Annotated in this window: 14 protein-coding genes; 9 read left to right on the top strand and 5 right to left on the bottom strand. The window is 65.4% G+C overall.

The genetic code is table 11. From position 1 onward, the window contains the following. Window positions 1–377: HNH endonuclease signature motif containing protein (locus AC1DDG_RS11500; RefSeq protein ID WP_476876170.1), on the top strand; the 377-nt coding region annotated here is incomplete at its 5' end. Window positions 378–759: 382 nt separating this feature from the next. Here the strand turns inward: AC1DDG_RS11500 and AC1DDG_RS11495 are convergent. Further along, complete coding sequence (locus AC1DDG_RS11495) at window positions 760–1,650, bottom strand: methyltransferase (protein WP_476876169.1); 891 nt, start codon at window positions 1,648–1,650, stop codon at window positions 760–762. Between the two features lie 205 nt (window positions 1,651–1,855). Between AC1DDG_RS11495 and AC1DDG_RS11490 the strand changes: the two genes are divergently transcribed. Continuing rightward, window positions 1,856–2,893, top strand: coding sequence for a lactonase family protein (locus tag AC1DDG_RS11490; RefSeq protein WP_476876168.1), 1,038 nt, complete (start codon window positions 1,856–1,858; stop codon window positions 2,891–2,893). A 156-nt stretch (window positions 2,894–3,049) separates the two neighbouring features. Continuing rightward, window positions 3,050–5,863 carry an alpha-amylase family glycosyl hydrolase gene (locus AC1DDG_RS11485; protein WP_476876167.1) on the top strand — a complete coding sequence of 938 codons (2,814 nt, stop codon included), beginning with the start codon at window positions 3,050–3,052 and terminating at the stop codon, window positions 5,861–5,863. A gap of 45 nt (window positions 5,864–5,908) precedes the next feature. On the opposite strand, the gene malQ is transcribed toward AC1DDG_RS11485, so the two are convergent. Continuing rightward, the gene (gene malQ, locus AC1DDG_RS11480) at window positions 5,909–8,356 is read right to left on the bottom strand and encodes a 4-alpha-glucanotransferase (RefSeq protein ID WP_476876166.1); all 2,448 of its coding nucleotides are present in this window, start codon (window positions 8,354–8,356) and stop codon (window positions 5,909–5,911) included. Between the two features lie 187 nt (window positions 8,357–8,543). Then, a complete protein-coding gene (locus AC1DDG_RS11475; RefSeq protein WP_476876165.1) occupies window positions 8,544–8,909 on the bottom strand; it encodes a hypothetical protein in 366 nt (121 codons plus the stop codon). A 233-nt stretch (window positions 8,910–9,142) separates the two neighbouring features. On the opposite strand from AC1DDG_RS11475, the gene AC1DDG_RS11470 reads away from it, so the two are divergent. Continuing rightward, complete coding sequence (locus tag AC1DDG_RS11470) at window positions 9,143–11,761, top strand: GH32 C-terminal domain-containing protein (protein WP_476876164.1); 2,619 nt, start codon at window positions 9,143–9,145, stop codon at window positions 11,759–11,761. A 266-nt stretch (window positions 11,762–12,027) separates the two neighbouring features. Here AC1DDG_RS11470 and AC1DDG_RS11465 read toward each other — a convergent pair whose 3' ends face one another. After that, window positions 12,028–12,321, bottom strand: a complete 294-nt coding sequence (locus tag AC1DDG_RS11465) for a putative quinol monooxygenase (RefSeq protein WP_476876163.1) — start codon at window positions 12,319–12,321, stop codon at window positions 12,028–12,030. 80 nt (window positions 12,322–12,401) lie between these two features. Beyond that, window positions 12,402–13,400, bottom strand: a complete 999-nt coding sequence (locus tag AC1DDG_RS11460; protein ID WP_230121303.1) for a LacI family DNA-binding transcriptional regulator — start codon at window positions 13,398–13,400, stop codon at window positions 12,402–12,404. Between the two features lie 165 nt (window positions 13,401–13,565). Between AC1DDG_RS11460 and AC1DDG_RS11455 the strand changes: the two genes are divergently transcribed. From AC1DDG_RS11455 to AC1DDG_RS11435, 5 genes are all read left to right on the top strand, one after another. Then, window positions 13,566–14,684, top strand: a complete 1,119-nt coding sequence (locus tag AC1DDG_RS11455) for a substrate-binding domain-containing protein (protein ID WP_230121295.1) — start codon at window positions 13,566–13,568, stop codon at window positions 14,682–14,684. A 148-nt stretch (window positions 14,685–14,832) separates the two neighbouring features. Beyond that, window positions 14,833–15,879, top strand: a complete 1,047-nt coding sequence (locus tag AC1DDG_RS11450) for an ABC transporter permease (RefSeq protein ID WP_230121294.1) — start codon at window positions 14,833–14,835, stop codon at window positions 15,877–15,879. Next, on the top strand, window positions 15,876–16,670 hold the full coding sequence (locus AC1DDG_RS11445) for an ATP-binding cassette domain-containing protein (RefSeq protein WP_230121293.1): 795 nt from the start codon (window positions 15,876–15,878) through the stop codon (window positions 16,668–16,670). Before AC1DDG_RS11450 ends, AC1DDG_RS11445 begins: the two co-directional genes overlap by 4 nt. 84 nt (window positions 16,671–16,754) lie before the next feature. Further along, window positions 16,755–17,705: a carbohydrate kinase family protein gene (locus tag AC1DDG_RS11440; protein ID WP_476876162.1), complete on the top strand. Its 951-nt coding sequence runs from the start codon at window positions 16,755–16,757 to the stop codon at window positions 17,703–17,705. 218 nt (window positions 17,706–17,923) lie between these two features. Further along, window positions 17,924–18,991, top strand: coding sequence for a quercetin 2,3-dioxygenase (locus AC1DDG_RS11435; protein ID WP_476876161.1), 1,068 nt, complete (start codon window positions 17,924–17,926; stop codon window positions 18,989–18,991). Window positions 18,992–18,996: the final 5 nt, after the last annotated feature.

Here is an 18,996-nt window from a genome sequence, read left to right as displayed (position 1 = left end):
CCGTCCGCAAAATCGCCTGCGACGCCGACATCATCCCCATCCTCCTCGGCAGCCAAGGCCGCATCCTGGACATCGGCCGCACCACCCGGATCTTCCCACCCCACCTCCGCAAAGCCCTCACCGCCCGCGACCAAGGCTGCGCCTTCCCCGCCTGCACCATCCCCGCCCCCTGGTGCGAAGCCCACCACACCACCTACTGGTCACACGGCGGACCCACCAACACCGACAACGGCGTCCTCCTCTGCACCCACCACCACCACCTCATCCACAAAGAACAATGGCAAATCCACATCCAAACCGGCATCCCCTGGTTCATCCCCCCACCCCACATCGACCCCACCCAAAAACCCCGACGCAACCACCACCACCGAACATAAAACGCTGCCCCAACGGACCTGGCTGGCATGTCACTCCAACCCGGATCCACCGTTATTCAGACACTCCCCCGGTCCACGGTTGTTCAGACGCTCCGATTTACTTGAATCTCTGAACCACGGTGCGCTCAAGCCAGATGCGGTGCTTAGGAGGAGGCTCATGTGCGGTGTTAATTTCGAGGCACTCGATCGGTTGGCAGTTCACGGACTATGCGGCAGGACGTATGACTAGGGGCAGAGCGGAAAGCAAGGTTTGCCGTGATTGCGGGCGCTGCCCGCCCGCGTGACGGTTATTCTGTGGTCTCCGGGTCCCGCAGGTGCCGAAGCACGGCAGCAGGGCCACCCACAGCGCCGACTACGCGAGCTGGCAGCCTATAGTGGTGGCCTACAGTAGGGGCCGCAGTCCTATGACAACGGTGGCGTCCAGCTCCTCAGACCCGACAATGCGAGGCGTCAACCCACCCTCGGCTACGGCTGTTGCAGTCAGCTTCGCTTGGCGTCGGCTCGTTTCGATGAGCAGGTGACCTCCGGGCCTAAGCCATGTAAGCGCTGCGGCCGCTACGTTCCGCTGGATATCGACTCCGTCCGGCCCGCCGTCGAGGGACACCGTCGGCTCGTGGGCGCGGGCTTCGTGGGGCATGCTGCTGATGGACTCCGTGGGCACGTAAGGTGCGTTGACGGCGAGGATGTCTATGTTCCCTCTAATTCGAGCGGGCAGAGCCGAGTACAGATCGCCTTCATAGACGCTGCCGCCGACGGGATCAACATTTCGCTGCGCACAGCGCACCGCAACAGGGTCGACGTCGGAAGCGTGCAGCTCGATGCCCGCCACGAGCGCCGCCAGCGCCCTGCCTACAGCTCCCGAGCCGCAGCAGAGGTCCACCACGACCGAGCCCTCGCCGGAACCCAGATCGCCGGCAAAAGGAGCCGAACGGCTGCCTTTTGGACTTGCAGGCGCTGACCCCGCCGCGGTCACTGAAACCGCAGACTTCGTTCGCAGGAGCGCTGCAGCTTCGCGGACCAGGAGTTCCGTGCGGCGGCGGGGAACGAAGACCCCGGGCTCCACTGCAATCCGCAGACCGCAGAACTCCGCCCAGCCCAGAATGTGTTCGAGGGGAAAGCCCTCAACCCGCCGTTCAACGGCCGCGCCCAGCTCCTGGGGAGTGAACGGTGCGGCTAAAAGGAGTTCGGCTTCGTCCTCCGCGAAAACACAGCCTGCGGCGCGAAGCTGGGCGGTGACGGCAGAACGGGAAAGAGATGGATGCGCAAACGGCATGGGAGCATCCTTCGGTTGAAAGATGGGCGCTCCGCGCATCGGCTAGCCTCGGCGGTCCGGACGGCGGCGGGCAGGGAGAACCCAGACTGGCATTGCGCTAATGGTTCTCACCTCCCCTGGCTCTCCAAAGCGGCGCACACTTCGACGCCTGCGAATCTTCATGTTAGCTGACCCGGAACCCGGCAGTCGTTGGCAAGATGGAGCCATGACGCCCAGCGAAAACCACCCGCTCATCTGGACCGGCTCGTACACTGCTGACAGCGGTGGGCACGGCGCCGGCATCGGAGCCATCTCGGTGGCTCCTGACGGAACCCTCATCTGGCGCGGCACCGCTGCGAAGGCGGATTCGCCGTCGTTCCTGGCCGCGCATCCCTCCCTGCCCGTGGTCTACGCCGTCGGTGAGAGGGTGCAGTCGGTGCAGGCGTATCGCCGACGCGGCGAGTTCGGCCTGGAAGCCTTCGGCGAGCCGTGGCCTGCCGGCGAGGCTGCCTGCCATGTGGCGGTCGATCCCCGCAGCAGGTTCCTTGTTGTTGCCTGCTGGGGCGACGGGCAGGTGCTGCTCTACGAACTGGATGACGACGGCGCCATCACCGCCCGCTTCTCAGCGGCACCTTCTGCGGATCCCTACGACGGCGGCCGGCCAAGCCGTGCCCAGGCCAGCCTGATGCTCGCCGACGGCCGGGTCATGACCACGGACCTGGGTCACGACCTGCTTCGGGTGTGGCAGTACCTCCCCGAGGCTGGTCTGTCACTGGATCACGAGGTGCTACTTCCCAAGGAGGCCGGCCCCCGCCATCTGGTGCAGCATGCCGACGGAACCGTATTCGTAGTCTCCGAGTACTCCATCGAGGTTTTTGCCGTGCGGGCCGCGTCCGGCACCGGACGGTTCGAGCTCGTCGGCGAAGGTCCGGCAACGGCGGGCGGAGCACAGGAAGGCGATTCGCCAGCGGAGATCGCCCTCTCCCCCGCCGGGCACCATGTGTATGTAGGAGTTCGCGGTTCCAACCGGATCTGTGTGCTGGAGGTCCACGCAACGTCGGGGCAACTTCGCCCTGTCGCAGACTTTCCGAGCGGAGGCGATTGGCCCAGACATCACTTGGTCCGCAACGGCTGGCTTCACGTCGCCCATGAGCGTTCCCACGACGTGACAACTTTCCGGCTTGACCCCGAAACCGGCCTGCCCGGCGACGTGCACCACCGCTTGGTGGCGGGTTCCCCTACGGCCTTGGTTGTGGCAAGCTAAACCGAATCGACAAACCCAATACAGGATTCGTCACTTCTATTACGGCCGCGCATAAACCGTTGTAATGATGGCTTCTGAGGCTGGGCAGGTCGTCACGCAGGTCACCCGGCCGGACCGGGATAAGCAGCAGAGTCGCTTCGCGGAAGGTTTTCAGCCATGTTCACCAACCCTGTCCAGTTCCTCTTGCGCCCGCGTGCAGGCGCGGGTCCGTCTGGCCTCGCCCGTGCCGCCGCGGCCGCAGCATCCGCCCTGGTTCTCGTGGCGGCAGCCGCGCTTCCGGCCCAATCGGCACAGGGCGCAAAGGGGCCCGGGTCGCCATCAGGTGACCGGCCGCCGTCGGGCCTTCATGCCCTGCGGGCCCCGGTCACGGACGAGAACTTCTACTTCGTCATGGCGGACAGGTTCAGCAACGGTGACGCGGCCAACGACGACGGCGGACTCGGTCCGGATCCGATGGTGTCCGGCTTCGACCCCAAGCGCAAGGGCTTCTACAACGGCGGCGACCTGACCGGCCTGCTGGACAAGATCGACTACATCCAGGGGCTGGGAACCACATCCATCTGGCTGACACCAAGCTTCAAGAACAAGGCCGTGCAGCCGGAGGACAACTCCGCCGGCTACCACGGTTACTGGGTCACGGACTTCACCCAGATCGACCCGCATCTGGGCACCAACGCCGAACTCAAGAAACTCATCGATGAAGCCCATGCACGCGGCATGAAGGTGTACTTCGACATCATCACCAACCACACGGCGGATGTCATCGGCTACAAGGAAGGCGCCCGCACCGGCTACGTTTCCAAGGACAAGGCGCCCTACCGCACGGCAGCGGGCGCGGCGTTCGATGACCGCGATTACGCCGGCAAGGCGGACTTCCCCAAGCTTGACGCTGAGAAGTCCTTCCCCTACACGCCGGTCCTGGACCCGGCAGAGAAGAACCTCAAGGTGCCGAGCTGGCTCAACGATCCCACGCTCTACCACAACCGCGGGGACACCACCTTCGCCGGTGAGAACTCCTCTTACGGCGACTTCTTTGGCCTGGACGACCTGTTCACCGAGCACCCCGCCGTGGTGAAGGGAATGACGGAGGTCTACGAAACATGGATCAAGGATTTCGGCGTGGACGGCTTCCGCATCGACACCATGAAGCACGTGAACGACGAGTTCTGGCAACAGTTCGGCCCGGATGTCCTCAGCTATGCGAAAGCGCAGGGCAAGGACGAGTTCTTCATGTTCGGCGAAGTCTTTGACACTTCCAAGAGCTTCACGTCCCAGTTCACCACCCGCGACAAGATGCAGGCGGTGCTGGACTTTCCTTTCCAGGAGGCTGCCCGCAATTTCGCGTCTCGCGGCCAGAATGCCCGGCAGCTGGAGACATTCTTCGCCGGGGACGACTGGTACACAGACGCCGACTCGAACGTGTATGAGCTGCCCACGTTCCTGGGGAACCACGACATGGGCAGGATCGGCAGCTTCATCACCTCGGACAACCCGGACGCGGACGATGCCGAACGTGTTGCCCGCGACGGGCTCGCCCACGAGCTGATGTACTTCTCGCGTGGAAACCCGGTGGTCTACTACGGCGATGAGCAGGGCTTCACCGGCCCCGGCGGAGACCAGGACGCACGCCAGACACTGTTCGCGAGCCAGGTGCCCGCTTACCTCGACGACGATCTGCTCGGCACCGACGCTACCCACGCCACCGACAACTTCAACACCGGGCACCCGCTGTACGGCAAGATCAGCGAACTCGCCAAGCTGACGAAGGATCATCCGGCACTGCGAAACGGTGCCCACCAACACCGTTACGCGTCGGACGGTCCCGGGATCTACGCGTTCTCGCGCACCGACGCCAAGGACCAGCGCGAGTACGTGGTGGCGCTGAACAACAGCGAGCAGCCCCAGACGGCGTCCGTCCCCACCTACATCGGGAAGCGCGCCTACAGCCTGGTCTACGGAGACGCCGCGACCGAATCCAAAACTTCGCCTGAGGGCAAGCTGACCGTCACGGTTCCGCCGCTGTCCGCCGTGGTCTACAAGTCCTCCGGCCGCATTCCGCACTCGAAGGCGGCACCCGCCATCTCCCTGCAGGCGCCGGCTGCGGCGGCAGCCACCGCCACGTCGCAAGGTGACAATGGCCGGATGCAGGTAACGGCCGACATCGACGGCTCGTCGTTCTACGAGGTCACCTTCCAGGCGAAAACGGCTGGCGGGGACTGGGAGTCCATCGGCACCGATGACACTGCGCCCTACCGGGTCTTCCACGATGTCGCGGGGCTCAAACCCGGGACGGCGTTGAAGTACCGGGCAGTCGTCCTGGACAACGGGGGCCACACGTCGGTCAGCAGCCCGCGCACCGCCACCGTGCCCGCGCCGGTGCTGACCATCCAGCAGCCCAAGGAAGGAAGCACCGTTCAAGGCACCGCGGAAGTTGTTGCCACCGCCGATCCGGAAAAGGCCAGCCACGTGGTGGGCTTCGAACGGAGTGTGGCCGGAGGTCCATGGACGGCCATCGGATCGGATGATGGTTCATCCCCCGATTACACCGTGGTTGATGACGTGGCTGCACTGAACCTCGCCGACGGTACCAAAGTGAGCTACCGGGCGACGATGAGCGGCCTTGGCTTCAAGGTGGCCAGCGGCGTGCGGACCGTGGTGGTGGGAGCCGCCCCGCAGCCCGAGTCGGTCACTGTTGCAGGCAGCCTGAACAGCGAGATGGGCTGCCCGGACGACTGGCAGCCGGCGTGCACGTCGGCGTTTATGACATTCGATCCGGTGAACCGCGTCTGGAAGCTGGCCGCGGACCTGCCCGCGGGCACTTACGAGTTCAAGGCGGCCATCAACGGTTCCTGGGACGAGAACTACGGCCAGGACGGGGCGCCCAACGGTTCGAACATCGTTTTGAAGCACGACGGCGGCCCGGTCACCTTCCGGTACAACCACACCACGCACGTGATCACGGCCAGCTGAGGCGGCCCGGCTTTCGCACGCAGGCACAAGTCCGGCCCGGCCGCACTACCCGCGGATCGATTCCTCTACCGCGGCCAAGAGGGAGTTGAACCGGTCGTTCCCGTCCAGGCTGTCGATCAGCACGGAGCCACCGTCGGAATCGGCCAGCGGAACCTGCCAGTTGGGGTACTGGGCAGACGTTGTCCCCGGCTGGTTCTGCACCCTGCGCTCCCCCACGGCGTCCACGAGTGCCACGCCAAGCAGTACGGACGGGGTCTGCGCCAGCAAGCGGTGCAGGGCCTCGATCCGTTCCTCCTCCGTACCGGCGCCATCGGCCGGGAGCAGCCCGCGCTGCCGAAGCAGCAGCATCATCTTTTCGAGCGTCGCGTTGTGCTCGATGCGCTCCTCCTCCGCTGACCGCTCCAGCAGCCCCAGCCCGCTGCGAAGCGTCACGTGGTCGCCGGCGAGGTAGCCCGCCGTCGGCGGAAGGTCGTGGGTGTTCACGCTCGAGAGTGCCTGCAGACGGTACTTTTCGGGTGCGAGCGGAGCATCGCCGTCGTTCTCAAACCACAAAATGGAGGTCCCCAGGATGCCGCGGGCGGCAAGGTAATCACGGACCCACGGCTCAAAGGTGCCCAGGTCCTCCCCGATCACCACGGCGCCGGCACGCTGCGCCTCAAGCGCGAGGATGCCGATCATGGCGTCGTGGTCGAAGCGGACGTAGGCCCCGTTTTCCGGAGAGTTGCCCGCGGGCACCCACCAGAGGCGGAAGAACCCCAGTATGTGGTCCACCCGGATCCCGCCCGAATGCCGCAGAATCGTTGCCAGCATCTCCCGGAAGGGCCGGTAGCCGGCCTCGGCCAGGCGGGTGGGATGCCATGGCGGCTGGTGCCAGTCCTGCCCCAGCTGGTTGTACATGTCCGGGGGCGCCCCGACGCTGACGCCGGAGGCGAGGACTCCCCTAAGTGTCCAGGCGTCGGAGCTTTGGAGGTCCACCCCGACGGCGAGGTCATGCACGACTCCGAGGCGCATTCCGGCGCGCTTGGCTGCGGCCTGGGCGAACTCGAGCTGTTCATCGCAGAGCCACTGAAGCCAGCGGTGGAAATCGATCCGGTCTGAAAGTTCGATCCGCAACTTTTCCACGAGGGGAGAGCCCAGGGCTGCCGCAGGATCGGTCCAGAACGGATCGCCAGCGTCGATATCTTCCCGGATGGCGCACCACACGGCGAAGTCATCCAGGCCGGTCCCGGCCCCGCGGCAAAATTCCTCGAATGCACGCTGCCGGGAGGGCGAACGGCGGACCCCGTAGAGCAACTCCAGCGCAGCCAGCTTGGCGGCATACGCCGTGTCCCGGTCCAGCCGCGAGGAGTCCTTGTTCAGTTTCCGCGCCTGCTTCATCAGGCCGTGGACCACAGCCTGCTTCTTCGGCTTCAGGTACGCCAACTCCGGAATCGACTCGATACGGAGGTAGAGCGGGTTGAAAAAGCGGCGGGTGGACGGTGAGTACGGCGAAGGCTCCACCGGAGGCACGGGGTCAGCCGCGTGAAGCGGGTTCACGAGCACGTAGTCGGCGCCGCGGGAACCGGCGAGCGCCGCAAGCTCCGCCAGGTCGGCGAAGTCGCCCACACCCCAGGACCGCTTGGACCGCGCCGAATACAGCTGCGTGGCCAGGCCCCAGCCGCGGCGCTCCTCGAGCGGCGCGGCAGTGGTCAGCCTCGACGGAACCACCACAAGGGTGGCCTCGGCAACCTTGCCCTCCGACTCCGCGCGAAGCGTGTGCCAGCCTTGTCCGGTGTTCGCCGGCATCTCGAAGGTTGCCCGGCCGGTAGTCACGCCGTCGACATCGCGCGGCTCTATCCAGATGTCCTGCTGCGGGGCGTCGAGCTCACGCCCGTCCTCGGTAATGACGCTGACGCGGACGGCGGAACCGTCCCTGACGTGCACCGGCACCTGGACGGGTGTCCCTTCCTGAACCACGACGGCGGGAGGCAGCATCCGCCGCCACGGCGCCAGTTCCGCTTCGGCCAGGGCATGCTCGATGAGCTGGTCGGTGTGGGCCTGGACCCCAAGGGCCGCCAGGACACGGATCAGGGTTGCGGGTGCAACTTCGTGCGGCAGCCCGTCCCATCCCTGATAGGTGGTCCCCACGCCGTGGGCGTCTGCGAGCCAGTGCAACAGCTCGGGCCTCACGGAACCGGTGCCAACTGGGGCGGAGCCGGCTGCTTCGGCGTCAGTGCGGGCGGAGCCGGCTGCTTCGGCGTCAGTGCGGGCGGAGCCGGCTGCTTCGGCGTCAGTGCGGGCGGAGCCGGCTGCTTCGGCGCCAGTGCGGGCGGAGCCGGCTGCTTCGGCGTCAGTGCGGGCGGAGCCGGCTGCTTCGGCGTCAGCGTGTGCGGAGCCAGCTGCTTCGGCGCGGGCGGAACTGCCGGGCGCATGGACTCCCGCTGCCGGGCCGGCAGCAGATGGATCTGCTGCTACTCCGGAACCTGGCGCTTGCTGCTGGCTGGAAGCCTTCATTGATGTCCGCCTCGTCTGCTTGGATCGGCCAAAACTTGCAGTGCTCCCGTTGCGACCGGCACTATTCGGCTGCCAGGCATCGGTTGGTTCCGATTATTGCAGGGCGGGGAGGGACAGGGGCCACACCCACGGACGGCCGGGCGGGGCGCCCGGCACTCCCGGCCGCTCTCAAGCGACTGCGGGCCCGTCAGTGCAGGTCGGGGCCACCGCGGAATCGGCCGGCAGCGCAGGCCTTCTGCAGCTGTTTCACCGATTCGCTGGGCACTTCGTCTCCGGCTTGGGCGATCTCTTTCAACGGGGCGGTGATCTCGGACGGAACCCCCGCGGTATCGGCACCGGCCACGAGTCCCGTGAGCGCGGCCTTGTCCGAGGCGCTGACGAGGCCGTCCCTCAGCAACGCGCAGATTTGGCTTTTGACTTGGTCGGCCGCGGCGTTGGCAACTCCGGACGCGGCCGAGCTGGCCGCATTCTGCACGGCCTCCTGAGCTTGGCCGCACCCCGCCAGAAGCAGCAGCGTGGGAACCATGACCAGAGCTAGGAGACGTCGTTTCATGCTTCCCACACTAACAACCGGCCGCCCCGGTGTGCGCCGCGGCCGAACAGTTCGCGTGGACAACGGTGTCAGATTTGGGCGGGCGCCGATGTGTCGATGGGAGTCTATATCTATCCGTTGACTTGTCTCGTGGACTTAATTTAGCGTTCCACACACTGACAACGTTGTCTTGAAGAAAGGCACGCGCAATGAAGGGCGACCTCAGCGAAATGCACAGCAAAAAATCTCGAATAATGCAGACATGTTCTGCCCTCACTCTGGTGGGACTCACCCTGGCCGCGGCACTGGCCGGGGCGGGTCCGGCGTCGGCTGCGGAGGCAGTTGGAGACGAGCAGTACAGGCCAGCGATCCACTTCACGCCTCAACAGAACTGGATGAACGATCCCAACGGGATGGTCTACTACAACGGCGTTTACCACCTGTTTTACCAGCACAACCCATCGGGAAACACGTGGGGGAACATGTCCTGGGGCCATGCCACGTCCACCGACCTGACGCATTGGAAGGAGCAGCCGCTGGCCATCCCCACCGATGACCAGCAGGACATTTTCTCCGGAAGCGTGGTGGTGGACAAGAACAACACGTCCGGCTTCGGTACCGCGGCAAACCCGCCCATGGTGGCCATCTTCACCAGCGCCTACAAGGATGCCTCGCCGTATAAAGGACTCCAGGCGCAGTCACTCGCCTACAATCTGGACCAAGGTCAGACCTGGACCAAGTACAGCGCCAACCCGGTACTCAACCGCAACTCCGCGAACTTCCGCGACCCCAAGGTCTTTTGGTACAACTCCCCGACCGGCGGCGGCTACTGGGTGATGGCCGCCGTCGAGGCCACCGAGCACAAGGTGGTCCTGTACAAGTCCGGCAACCTCAAGGACTGGGCGCCCCTCAGCGAGTTCGGGCCGGCGAACGCCACGGGAGGGCTCTGGGAATGCCCCGACCTGTTTCCCTTGGCGGTCGACGGTGATCCCGCAAAGGTTAAGTGGGTCATGGTGGTCAACATCAACCCGGGCGGCGTGGCCGGAGGCTCGGCCGGCCAGTACTTCGTGGGCAACTTCGACGGGACCACCTTTAAGTCGGAGTCAACCAAGGCCAGCGACTCGCTGCCGGCCGGGACGTCCCTGGCCGGCTTCAACGACGGCACTTACAACGGCTGGACAGCAAACAACGAGCCGGGGAATTGGAAGAACGGGCCGTTTGCGGACGCCCCGGCCGGCGGGGCACTAGCTGGGCAGAACGCCGTCACCGGCTTTGCCGGCGCCGGCCTCATCAATTCCTTTAACGACGGCGACTGGCCCTTGGGCTCGATGAGCTCACCGGCGTTCACCGTGAACAGCGATTACCTCAACTTCCTTGTGGGCGGCGGGCAGCATCCGCGTATCTCGGACAAATTGGACAACACGCCACCTCCCGGCGACCTGCTGTTCAGCGGCTTCGAGGTCCCTGACGGAACCACCCTGGCTGACGCCGGCTGGACCGGTACCGGGGATCTGGCCCCCGCGTTCCAGCCCTCAACAGCAGGCGGGGACTTCTACATCGGCGCCAAGCGCATCAACACGTTCGACACCGGAGGCGCACCCGGTGACGACAGGCAGGGAACCATGACATCGCCGTCGTTCACTGTGTCCCGGAACTTCATGAGCATGCTCGTGGGAGGCGGGCACCGAGACGCAGGGTCAGGACAAGTGCTCGAGGTGCAACTGCTGGTGAACGGCACTGTGGTGCGGACTCTCTCCGGTGACGACGCCGGCGCCCTCAACTGGAAAGGCTGGGACGTCTCGGCGTTTGCCGGGCAGACCGCGCAGCTCAGGGTCGTTGACCAGGCCACGGGAGGCTGGGGGCACCTGACGCTGGACCACGTCATGCTCACCGACCAGGCTGCCGTTCCCCGCTCCGACGAAACCACTGTCAACCTCGTGGTCGACGGGAAGGTTGTCCGCAGCGCCACGGGCGCCAACAGTGAAGTGCTTGACTGGGAGTCCTGGAACGTCTCGGAATTCAAGGGGCGGCAGGCGAGCATTCGGGTGGTGGACAACAACCGGTTCGGCTGGGGCCACATTCTTGCCGATGAGTTCGTGGCGTCACCCCGGCCCGCCACGCCCCGGCTGCAGACCTATGACTGGCTGGACTACGGCAGGGACTACTATGCGTCCGTCTCCTTCGGCAACATGCCGCAGGACAAGCGCATCATGCTCGGCTGGATGAACAACTGGGACTACGCCAACAGCATTCCCACGTCGCCGTGGCGGAGCGCCATGTCCCTACCCCGCGAGGTTGCCCTCACGCAGACCGCCGCCGGACCCCGCCTGACCCAGAAGGCCGTCCAGCAGGTGGACGCCCTCGGCACAAGGGTGAGCTACGCCGAAAAGAAGGCACGGAGCATAGCCCCAGGCACCCAGGCCCTGCCGGCAGCAGCCTGGGGCCAGGTGCAAAGGATCGACGTCACTCTCGCGCCGGGCACGGCCGCGAAGGCGGGGATCACCGTGCTGGGCAACGGCAATTCCTCAACGGTCATCGGCTATGACAGGGCGGCGGGCGAGGTGTACGTGGACCGGCGAAACTCCGGAAATACCGCCTTCCACCCGCTCTTCGCGTCGGTTGACTCGGCGCCCGTTAGCCTGGATGCCAACGGCAACGTGACCCTGCGCATCTACGTTGACCGGTCTTCAGTGGAGGTATTTGCGCAGAACGGCCTGCGGACCGTCACCGACCAGGTCTTCCCCGAACAGGGAGCCAGCCAAGTGTCCCTGTTTGCCGAGGGGGGCACCGCGCGGTTGAAGTCCGTGTCCGTCACGCCGCTGAGCAAGTCGATGTTTGTCCCGGCGCCGACGGTCAAGAAGAACCGCCGGTAGCCGAACCGCGGCAACGGCCGCGGCCGGGCGGGAAGCTGCCGCAGAGGAACCACCGCCGGCCGCACTCGAGAAAGGGCTGGGCTTCCTGATCCGCTCCAAGCAAAACGGCCGGTGCCCGCATCAGATGCGGGCACCGGCCGTTTTGCTCACTCCTCTGTGCACATCTTTTGGGCTGTGACCCCAGGCTTGAGCCTTTGCGCGGGACCCCGGGGTTCAGGTTCAGGCCGTGACTCAGGGGCTTCGGCTTTCGGGCGGGACCCCCGGCTTCACGCGACCGGCTGGAGCCAGGTCAGGACCGAGCCGTCCTCCTCGATGTGGTCCGCGAGTTCCCCGTTGAACCGGGCGCCGTAGTCGGCGCTGATGTGCTCCTGGAAGGCGGCATCGTCGTCGTACACCTCGAACACGAAGTACTCCCGGGGGTTGGTTTCCCGGGTGTACGGCAGGAACAGCTGGTTGCCCGGTTCCCGGCGGACGTGTTCTGTCAGTTCGCGCATCATTTCCGCGACCCGGTCTTCGCTTCCGGGCTTGACGGTAAATTCTGCGTACAGCGTTTTGGTCATGGTTTTCCCCTCTTCAAGGTTCGGTATGGGTGGTTGAAATCGTGACGGAACAAGGGCGGACCGGCAAAGGGCGGACCGGTTCAGTGCGGTGGGCGGAGTTCCCCTGATCCACGCTCAATGAGCTCGGACGGAACAACGTACGTCTGCGGGGCCCGCTCATCGCCGTCGATCCTGGCCAGGAGCCGCTCTGCGGCGAGCTTCCCGATTCTCTCGGGATGTTGGGCAATGACGGTGATGCCGGGATCCATCATGTCCGAAAGGGTGAAGTCGTCGAACCCTACGAGTGCCACTTTCCTGCTGGCACCGAGCTCCTTGAGGGCACGCATGACACCGAACGTGATCAGGTTCTGGCTGGAGAAGATGGCGGTGGGCGGATCGTCGGACCTGAGCAGCTCAAGGGCCGCCTGGCGGGCTGACTCCTCGTTGTGGAGGCCTTCGAGCACCGGAACCGAGGACGTCGCGATGCCGGCCCGGCCGAGTTCCTCAATGAAACCGCGCCGGCGTTCGCGGGCCGTCTGGATGTCTGTGCGGTCACCCAGGTAGGCAAGCTTCCTGTGGCCGTGTGCAATCAGGTGGCCGGCGGCCGTGGCGGCTCCGACAGCGTTGTCCGTCACCACGGCGTCCGCCTCAATGCCCACCGGTTCACGGTCGATGAAGACCATGGGCAGGTCGCGTGAGTGCTCTGGAATGACGTAAGACTGGCTCTTCGCGATGGGCGTCAGGACCAGGCCGTCGACACGCCGCCCCAGGAAAGCTGCAACGAGGGCCTTCTCCCGTTCCGGGTCGTCATCGAGGCTGGCGGCGAAGACCGCAATGCCTCGGGCGGTCAGGGAGTCCTCCAGGGCGCGGTGAATCTCGCCGCTGAAGGGGTTGGACACGCTTGGCAGCAGGAGACCGATGGAAAGGGTCTGGCGACCGGCCCGGCGAAGGCTTCCCGCTGCCATGTCCAGCTGGTAATTGAGCTGCTGGGAGGCGCCGAGTACGCGCTGGCGGGTTGCCTCGGACACCCCCGGTTCATCGTTCATCACCCGGGAGACGGTCTTGATGCCGACGCCGGCCAGTGCCGCGACGTGGCGCATCGTGGGCCGATTCTTTGTCGCTTCAGGTTGGTAACGATTAGACACCGTTGTCATTGGCTGGTCCTTCATCATCGAAATTTCTCTTGACTGTACCCCGTGATCTTGATTACATGATGCATGACATCGTTGTCAGGCACCAGAAGTGCCACGAAACCAGGAGATTCAATGTTGAGTTCCAAAGCCCCGCGGACAGTCGCCCACCGCCTGCTTGCCATCGGTGCAGTCCTGACCCTCGGCACGCTCAGCCTCACCGCTTGTGGCGGGAGTTCCCCATCCACCTCGTCGTCCGGAAGCTCTTCGGCCGAGAAGGTCGGTGTGTCCCTGATTGTTAAGACCACCTCGAACCCGTTCTTCGTTTCCATGCAGGATGGTGCAAAGAAGGCCGCCGAAGCCGACGGCGTGGACCTGAAGCTCGCGGCCGGCAAGGCCGACGGCGACGAGGAGACGCAGATCCAGGCCATCGAAAACGCAATCTCCAAGGGTGACAAAGGCATCCTAATCACCCCCAACGGCCCTTCCGTCGTGGATGCGCTGAAGAAGGCCAAGGACGCCGGGCTGTTCGTCATCGCCCTGGACACTCCGCCGGACCCGGCAGATGCCGCCGACATCACTTTCGCCACCGACAACTTCGCCGCAGGTGAACTGATCGGCAAGTGGACCGCCGCGCAGCTGGCCGGCAAGAAGGCCACCATCGCGCTGCTGGACCTGTTCGATGACAAGGTGGTCTCGGTCGACTACAACCGGGACCAGGGCTTCCTCACCGGCCTGGGCATCGACACCGCGGACAAGAAGAAGAACGGTGACGAGGCCAAGACCGGCAAGTACACCGGCGGCAAGGGCGGCGACTACGAGATCGTGGGCAGCCAGGCAACCCAGGGCGCCGAAGACGGCGGCCGGACCGCCATGGAAACCCTTCTCGCCAAGAATCCGAACGTCAACGTGGTCTACACCATCAACGAGCCGGCTGCGGCCGGTGCCTTCGAGGCGCTGAAGTCCGCCGGCAAGGAAAAGGACGTGCTGGTGGTCTCGGTTGACGGCGGCTGCTCCGGCGTCAACAACGTCAAGGCCGGCGTCATCGGCGCCACTGCCCAGCAGTACCCGGTGAAGATGGCGGAACTGGGCGTCAAGGCCATCGTTGAGCTGGCCAAGACCGGCAAGAAGCCAGCCAACTCAGAAGGACTGGACTTCTACAACACCGGCGTCGAACTCGTCACCGACAAGGCCGCCGACGGCGTCAAGAGCATCACCACGTCCGACGCCGCCAAGATCTGCTGGGGCAAGTAGCCCGCGTGAACCTCACACCGCGGGAAGGTGCCGAAAATTCAGTATCTTCCCGCGGTTCACAGCAGGAGAATTAACTGCAGAAGCAGCAGCCGCCGCACCAGCCCCAGCCGAACCAGCCCGAGCAGGACCTTGAAGTTCAGGAGCAACAGTGACCCAGCAACAGACCGCAGGCCCGCCCACCGCAGGGCATGCAGACCCCGCCGAGGAATTCCTCGACCGCCAGACTCCGCTCAGCCGAATCCGTAACATCCTCCACCGCTACCCCGCACTGAGCCCGGCCATTGTCCTGCTTGTTGCGGTGGTGGTCTTCGGGCTCCTCAATGAGAGGTTCCTGCGGGTCGAGAACCTGTCCCTGATCACCCAGCAGGTCTCGGTGGTAGGAACCCTCGCAATCGCCCAGACCCTCATCATCCTCACCGCCGGCATCGATCTCTCGGTGGGCGCCGTCATGATCCTCTCCTCCATGGTGGTGGCACAGCTGGCCGTCGGCAGCGGCACGCCAGCTCCGCTCGCTCTGCTCCTCGGCCTCGTCGTGGGTCTGGCGGCGGGGGCGCTGAACGGTTTCCTGGTCACCAGGTTCCGGCTCCCTCCGTTCATCGTCACGCTCGGAACCCTGAACATCTTCATCGCCGTGACGCTTCTCTACTCCGGCGGCTCCACAGTCCGCGGCTCGGCCATGCCCGGCCTGCTGACGTGGATGGGGAGCACGTTCCCGGTCGGCCCAGTGCGGATCTCCACCGGCGTGGTCATGATGCTCCTGCTCTACATCGCGGTCGCGTTCATCCTCGGCAAGACCGCCTGGGGCCGGCACGTCTACGCGGTGGGCGATGACAAGGAAGCCGCCCGCCTGGCCGGTATCCCGGTGAACAGGGTCCTGATGAGCGTTTACCTCGCAGCCGGGGCCGTGCTGGCCGTCGGCGCGTGGATCCAGATCGGCCGCACGAACGCAGCCAGCCCCAACGCCGGCGTGGACCTGAACCTCGACTCCATCACCGCCGTCGTCATCGGCGGAACCAGCCTCTTCGGCGGGCGCGGCTCCATCTGGGGCTCCCTCCTCGGGGCGCTGATCGTCGGGGTGTTCCGCAACGGCCTCTCGCTGGCGGGCCTCGATGTGCTCTACCAGACCCTCGCCGTGGGCGTCCTCATCATCCTCGCTGTGTCGATCGACCAGTGGATCCGAAAGGTGAAATCATGACCGCCACAGAATTCCAGCCGGCCAAGACCGAGGTCCGCCAGCCGATCCTGCAGGCCAGGAACCTCGTCAAGACCTTCGGCCGTGTGGTGGGCCTGGACGGCGTCAGCCTCGACCTGTACCCGGGCGAAGTCCTGGCGATCATCGGCGACAACGGCGCCGGAAAATCCACGCTCATCAAGTGCCTCACCGGGGCCGAGGTCCCTGACTCGGGCGAGTTGTTCGTTTCCGGCCAGCAAGTTCACTTCAAGCGCCCGCAGGACGCCCGCGTCCACGGCATCGAAACGGTCTACCAGAACCTTGCCGTATCACCTGCACTCGACGTCGCCTCCAACCTGTTCCTGGGGCGGGAAGAGCGGGTTCCCGGACCGCTGGGTAAGATCTTCCGCGTCCTCGATACCAAGGGAATGCGCCGCAAAGCCAAGGAAGAGCTGACCAGGCTCGGCATCTCCACGCTCCAGGACGTGACGGTGCCGGTGGAAAACCTCTCCGGCGGCCAGCGCCAGGCTGTCGCCGTGGCCCGCGCCGCGGCGTTCGGCTCCAAAGTGGTTGTGCTCGACGAGCCGACAGCAGCCCTCGGCGTGCGGGAATCAAACCAGGTCCTGCAGCTGGTCCGGGACCTCCGGGACAGGGGCCTGCCGGTCATCCTGATCAGCCACAACATGCCCCACGTGTTCGACGTGGCCGACCGGATCCACATCCAGCGCCTGGGCAAGTGCGCGGCCACCATCACGCCGCAGTCGCACAGCATGACCGATGCGGTGGCAATCATGACGGGCGCGGCCACCGCCTAGTCCGCAAGAGCACCACCGGTTCTCCCCCAACTCCGTCCGCGGGCCTGCACCAGGTCCGCGGACGGCTCCATGAAAGGCCCCCCAATGCCCCAGACCCAACCCACTGGCACCCCCGCCACAACCCCTGATGTCATCGTCATCGGCGAAGCGCTGGTCGACGTCGTCACCTCCCCGGAAGGCACCGTCGAGCACCCCGGCGGATCGCCGGCAAACGTCGCCTACGGACTCGGACGCCTCGGCGTCCGCGCGGCCCTCCTGACCTCCATCGGCGACGACGACCGCGGCGCAGCGATCCAAGCGCACCTGAGCCGCGCCGGCGTCCAGCTCCTCCCCGGTTCCACATCCCTGGGCCGCACGGCCTCCGCCACGGCCACCCTCGCCGCCGACGGCTCCGCCACGTACGACTTCGACATCAGCTGGGAGCTCCCGGAGGGTGCCCCGGCATTCCTCCCCAAGGTGCTCCACACCGGCTCGATTGCGACCTTCCTGGCGCCGGGGGCCGCCGCGGTCAAGGCACTCATGGAGCAGGCCCACCGCGAGTGCGTCGTCACTTATGATCCCAACATCCGGCCCGCTCTCCTCGGCAGCCAGGCCCAGGCCCGTTCAATCTTCGAGGACCTGGTTCCGCTGACCGACGTGGTCAAGCTCAGCGACGAAGACGCCCAATGGCTCTACCCCGGACTCGAGCTCGAGGACACGGCGAAGCGCATTCTCGAACTGGGCGCAGGACTGGCCGTCGTGACCTGCGGCTCCGAGGGGTCCCTGCTGGCAACCCCGGCCACACAGCTGCACATCCCTTCCATCAGGTCGGTGGTCGCCGACACCATCGGCGCCGGCGACTCCTACATGGCCGCACTGATCTACGGACTGCTGGCCCGCGGAACGGACGGCCTGGCCCCGGCCGTACTCGAAACCCTCGGACGAACCGCCTCCAAGGCCGCAGCCATCACCGTCCGCCGGCCCGGCGCCAACCCACCCACCGTTGAAGAACTGCTGGCGGACCTTCCGGAGGTTGCTGCAATCCCCGCCGCCTGACCTGGACAACGACGACCTACCGCTGGACAACTCAGGCAACGCGGGGTCACTTACGGCCGCTTCCGGACCCAATATGCGGCTGTAAGTGGCCCCGCGTTGCCGGCGGTTCCGCCATTCCCGCGTTTCACTCATTGAAAATTCGGGTCGCGGCCGATCCTGGCAACCGGCATGCTTGGAGCCACGCGCCCGCGCAGCAGACCGACAGGAAGAAGGAAGCGATGTCCCTCAGCGTTGAGGAAATGAACAAGCAGCTCCCGGTGGCGAACGCGCTCCCGGGTGAGGCCGTGCCCTATTACATGGCATCCGGGGAGGGCGCCCGGTACGAACTCAACGGCCAGCTGATTACGGTCATTGCCCGGGCGGCCGATACAGGCGGGATTTTCAGCGCGGCGTACATCTCCGGTGGCATGGGCGCCGAGTCGCCGTTCGTCAGCCACAGCGTTGAGCACAAAACACTGTATGTCTTCGACGGCATCCTGCACGTGTGGCTGCCCGGCGAAAGCCGGATCCTCACGCCGGGCGACTCCGTCGTCATTCCACCCGGAACCCCTCACGCATACCGTATGGCCAGCCACTACACCCGCTTCCTGAACTGGATGACGCCGGGAGGCGCCGAGGCGTACTACGGGCGCGTGGGCACGCCGATCGATTCCCACGTTCCCCCAGTGGTTGCAGGACGAAAGCCCACGCTCCAGGAGTGTGCAGCAGTAGGTGCCGAGTTCGGCATTAGTTTTCCGGACGTGGAGCGCGTAGCGCCCTCACTGCAGCAGAACGCCGGACTCCCGCAGACTGCCAGTCCCTTTTTCCTCAGCGCCGGCGAAGGCGAGCGGCTGGTGAGCTACCAGACCATGTTCACGTACCTGTCGCGCCCGGCCAATACCGGCTCCAACTACTTTGCCGTGCACACGAAGGGTGCAAAGTCCCCTTATATTCCCCTGCATTTCCACGAGCAGCACACCGAGAACTTCCTCTGTACGGAAGGGCGGATGTGGATCTACGCCAACGGCCGCGAGGTCCTGCTCACGAAGGGGGACTTCCTGCACGCCCCTGCCGGAACCATCCATTCGTTCGCCTTCGATTCCCACAACACCCAGATGGTGGGCTTCCTGACGCCGTCGGTCTTCAACGGCTTCTTTGAGTACTTCAACAAGCCCACTGACGACTACATGTACACCGAGGGCGGGGAACCGTACATGGACATGGAAGGGTTCGGCCGGGCCCAGGCTGAGATGGACCTGACGGTGGTCGGTCCCCCGCCGCAGCGGCGCGCGGCGCTGGATATTTAGGGGTC

It is taken from the genome of Arthrobacter sp. 10L430, assembly GCF_056395245.1.
The sequence above is the reverse complement of the archived record's forward strand: the minus strand, read 5'-3'. Positions and strand labels throughout refer to the sequence as shown.

Excerpts from the sequence above, each read along its gene's own strand:
- AC1DDG_RS11495 (WP_476876169.1), bottom strand. The coding sequence starts at position 1,650 with ATGCCGTTTGCGCATCCATCTCTTTCCCGTTCTGCCGTCACCGCCCAG.
- AC1DDG_RS11490 (WP_476876168.1), top strand. The coding sequence starts at position 1,856 with ATGACGCCCAGCGAAAACCACCCGCTCATCTGGACCGGCTCGTACACT.
- AC1DDG_RS11485 (WP_476876167.1), top strand. The coding sequence starts at position 3,050 with ATGTTCACCAACCCTGTCCAGTTCCTCTTGCGCCCGCGTGCAGGCGCG.
- malQ (WP_476876166.1), bottom strand. The coding sequence starts at position 8,356 with ATGAAGGCTTCCAGCCAGCAGCAAGCGCCAGGTTCCGGAGTAGCAGCA.
- AC1DDG_RS11475 (WP_476876165.1), bottom strand. The coding sequence starts at position 8,909 with ATGAAACGACGTCTCCTAGCTCTGGTCATGGTTCCCACGCTGCTGCTT.
- AC1DDG_RS11470 (WP_476876164.1), top strand. The coding sequence starts at position 9,143 with ATGCAGACATGTTCTGCCCTCACTCTGGTGGGACTCACCCTGGCCGCG.
- AC1DDG_RS11465 (WP_476876163.1), bottom strand. The coding sequence starts at position 12,321 with ATGACCAAAACGCTGTACGCAGAATTTACCGTCAAGCCCGGAAGCGAA.
- AC1DDG_RS11460 (WP_230121303.1), bottom strand. The coding sequence starts at position 13,400 with ATGCGCCACGTCGCGGCACTGGCCGGCGTCGGCATCAAGACCGTCTCC.
- AC1DDG_RS11455 (WP_230121295.1), top strand. The coding sequence starts at position 13,566 with ATGTTGAGTTCCAAAGCCCCGCGGACAGTCGCCCACCGCCTGCTTGCC.
- AC1DDG_RS11445 (WP_230121293.1), top strand. The coding sequence starts at position 15,876 with ATGACCGCCACAGAATTCCAGCCGGCCAAGACCGAGGTCCGCCAGCCG.
- AC1DDG_RS11440 (WP_476876162.1), top strand. The coding sequence starts at position 16,755 with ATGCCCCAGACCCAACCCACTGGCACCCCCGCCACAACCCCTGATGTC.
- AC1DDG_RS11435 (WP_476876161.1), top strand. The coding sequence starts at position 17,924 with ATGTCCCTCAGCGTTGAGGAAATGAACAAGCAGCTCCCGGTGGCGAAC.